This is a genomic window from Silanimonas sp., assembly GCF_027531545.1.
Taxonomy (GTDB): Bacteria; Pseudomonadota; Gammaproteobacteria; order Xanthomonadales; family Xanthomonadaceae; genus Silanimonas.
Window position 1 is genome coordinate 1 of sequence record NZ_JAPZSC010000072.1, and the last position, 3,210, is coordinate 3,210.

A 3,210-nucleotide genomic window follows, 5' to 3' on the forward strand; every position below is an offset into this window, starting at 1 on the left:
TTCATCACCATAAGGTCGGCAGCCTCGTGCCGAGGCGCGTTGTCATAGGTATTCGACCCCCTATGCCAACCGAGGACTGCCGATGCCAAAGTGTACGGATGCCAAGATCGAGTTTGGCCGCTTTGGCCGGCGCCTGATCGAAGCCGACTTCAGCGGCGGGGACCTCAGCAGCGATGGCGGCTTGCTGTTGTTGCGCCAGATCGATCAACACCTGGGTCTGAGTCGCGCAGCGGCTGCGGTGATCCCTGATCCACGCGATCCGACGCGCATCGAACACAGCCTGCGTGACCTGCTGGCCCAGCGCCTGTACGGCCTGTGCTGCGGCTACGAGGACTTGAACGACCACAAGACCTTGCGCGACGATGTGCTGATGCAAACAGCCGTCGGTCGCGCTGAGCCACTGGCCTCGGCTCCGACCTTCAGCCGCCTGGAGAACCGCGCCACGCGTGCCCAGGCCTGGGCATTGCACGGCGTGCTCATCGAGCAGTTCATCGCCAGCCACAAGACCGCGCCGAAGGAGCTGGTGCTGGACATCGATGCCTCGGACGTGCCGCTGCATGGCAACCAAGAGCAGTCGCAGTTCCACGCCTACTACGACCACCACTGCTACCTGCCGCTGTACGTGTTCTGTGGCCAGGCGATGCTGGGTTGCGTGCTGCGGCCCAGCAAGATCGACGGCGCGCGGCATGCGGCGGCTGTAGTCAAGCTGCTCATCACGCGGCTGCGTCGTGCCTGGCCTGCCACGCGGTTCATCGTGCGTGCGGACTCGGGCTTCTGCCGCCGCCGGCTGCTGCAATGGTGCGAGCGCTCGGACGTGGGCTACCTCATCGGGCTGGCGCGCAACGCCAGGCTGCACGCGGCAGTGGAGGTGGCCGAGGCCGCCTTGGCCGATGCCTACAGTGCCAGCGGCACCAAGCAGCGCCTGATCGGCGAGTTCCACTACGCGGCCCAGAGCTGGCCCCACGAGCGGCGCGTGATCACGCGGCTGGAGTACGGCCAGCAGGGCACCAACCCGCGCTTCGTCGTCACCAACCTCCACGGTGAGCCCGAGGCACTGTACGACCGCCTGTATTGCCAGCGTGGGGAGGCCGAGAACCGCATCAAGGAGGCGCAACTGGACCTGTTCGGCACGCGGGCGAGTTGCTCGCGCTTCGTCGCCAACCAGTTCCGGCTGCTGCTGGCGGCGCTGGCCTACACATTGATGCAGCGGCTGCGCGCGCTGGCCCTGCAAGGCACCGAGCTGGAACGGGCCAGTGCCGCCACCATCCGCGTGCGGCTGCTCAAGCTCGGCGCGGCCATCCTGCGCAACACCCGGCGCGTGCGGGTCATGCTAGCCAGCTACCACCCGCTGCGCGATCTGTTCGCAGTCGCAGCCACCCGGCTGGCCGCGCTCGGTCCGTAGCCATCCATCCAGTGCCTGGCCCGCGCGTTGACACCAACAAGGCCCGCATCCCAAGCCGGGGAAGGGTAAGTCACGCCCGCAACACGCAGACTCCTGCAGCGGCGAACACAAATCCCCAGGCAGGCAGCCAACGCAGCCGTCAGGATCGCCCAAAACGCCTCAAACGGTCATCCAGTCGGCGACTGGTGAAACATCCGGGCTAGCTCAACTGGCAGAGCAGCGGCCTCCAAAGCCGAAGGTTCGCGGTTCGAACCCGTGGTCCGGCGCCAGTCCATCTCGACGTAGCCAAGTGGTCGAAGTCGGCGGCTTGCAAAGCCGTTGACGAAAGCCCACATCCGTTCGCTCTGGCCGGCATGCCGGCCAGGACGTTGCGCAGCAACGGGCCGAAGGCCGAGCGCAGCGAGCAATCGGATCGTCGAGTCCTGTTGAGTTCCCCGATAGCGCAGTTGGCAGGGCACCTGGCCGTTAACCAGGAGGTCCGTGGTTGCGCGGGTAAAACCCGCGGCCTTCGGCCCGTTGCTGCGCAACGTCCTGCGTGGCTGCGCCCTGCAGAGCAAAGCCACGTCGTGGAGCCAGTGCAGTTCAGCTCGGTGTGGCGCAGAGGGCAGCGCGCGTGATTTGGGATCACGAGGCCGCAGGTTCGAGACCTGCCACCGAGACCAGTTGCATGCGTGTGCTTGGGTGTGGCCGTAGCTCAACGGAAGAGCCGTGGGCCGTGAACCCGCTGGTGCCGGTTCGACTCCGGCCGGTCACCCCCAAGCACATGCGAATCCCTCGCGTCGCGACCTCGAGCGGCAGAGAAGCGCCCTCATGAGGCGAAGGCCGGTGGATCGTTCCCACCCCGGACGACCAGATTCATCAACGAAACAAGGAGGTGTGCCATGAAGCGCTTCGAAGACGACGTGTGCTTTCACGACGATGAGCAAGCGACGCCAAGGGTTCCCGTCTGAGACCGGCGTCAAGCGCGGTGATCGCATCGTGCACGGGACGAAGGAGCTGAGCGAGAAGCTCGGCCGAAACGACCCGTGCCCTTGTGGCTCATCGCGGTTGTTTCAAGCACTGCTGCCTGCGCAGCGGTTGCTTTCGACGGCGTGAACCGCGATCACTACCAGCGCTGAGCCCCGCGGGTCAGCGATCCGATGCGGCGTAGTCGAGAGGCCTCAGACACCAGCCTTTGAAGCTGGGGACGTTGGTTCGAACCCAACCGCCGCAGCCAGACCCATTCACTCCCACGGCCACAGAAAGGAGGCCACCCATGCACCCCAACACCCACAGCCACGTGCTGCAACTCGACCTCCAGGGCACGCCGCAGGCGTGGATCTCGCTTGAGCAGGCGGCCGTGCACATGGCCACCGCCTCGGTGGCCTGGGTCGACGGTGCGGGTCCGCTGGCCGTGCTGCGTGGCGGCTTCAATGTCGCGCGCGGGTGCCAGTCGGTGATCGAGGTCCACCCGATCATCGCGCTGGCCGGCGCCTCGAAGCGCAACCTGTTCGACATCGTCCCGGCCTTCGCCAAGGCCAAGCTGTTCCGCCGCGACCGCTTCACCTGCGCGTATTGCGGGCAGCGCTTTGCCGAGCGCGAGCTGTCGTGCGACCACGTCGTGCCGCAGTCGCGCGGTGGTGCTTGGACCTGGATGAACCTGGTCACGGCCTGCGGCGCGTGCAATGGCCGCACCTGATCAGCAAGATGACTCAGCCTACCGAGTAGCTGGCTCTCCCAGTGAGCCACACGACTGCGAGCATGTGGCCGCCAAACAGGAGGTCGGCCATGGCGCAGAACAGGGTTCAGTACCAGAAGGGGCTGTCGAT

General features: G+C 66.1%; 2 protein-coding genes and 3 tRNA genes. All 5 read left to right on the top strand.

Going from position 1 to position 3,210, the window contains the following annotated elements; genetic code table 11:
- Positions 1-82 precede the first annotated feature (82 nt).
- The 5 genes from O9280_RS17455 to O9280_RS17475 all read left to right on the top strand — a co-directional run bounded on the left by O9280_RS17455 (position 83) and on the right by O9280_RS17475 (position 3,080).
- Positions 83-1,402 (top strand): IS1380 family transposase, encoded by a 1,320-nt coding sequence (locus tag O9280_RS17455; protein ID WP_298345898.1) that lies wholly within the window; start codon positions 83-85, stop codon positions 1,400-1,402.
- Between the two features lie 586 nt (positions 1,403-1,988).
- Positions 1,989-2,064, top strand: a tRNA-Pro gene (locus O9280_RS17460).
- 21 nt (positions 2,065-2,085) lie between these two features.
- A tRNA-His gene (locus tag O9280_RS17465) sits at positions 2,086-2,156 on the top strand.
- A gap of 386 nt (positions 2,157-2,542) precedes the next feature.
- A tRNA-Gln gene (locus tag O9280_RS17470) sits at positions 2,543-2,618 on the top strand.
- A 39-nt stretch (positions 2,619-2,657) separates the two neighbouring features.
- Complete coding sequence (locus tag O9280_RS17475; protein ID WP_298345901.1) at positions 2,658-3,080, top strand: HNH endonuclease; 423 nt, start codon at positions 2,658-2,660, stop codon at positions 3,078-3,080.
- Positions 3,081-3,210 lie beyond the last annotated feature (130 nt).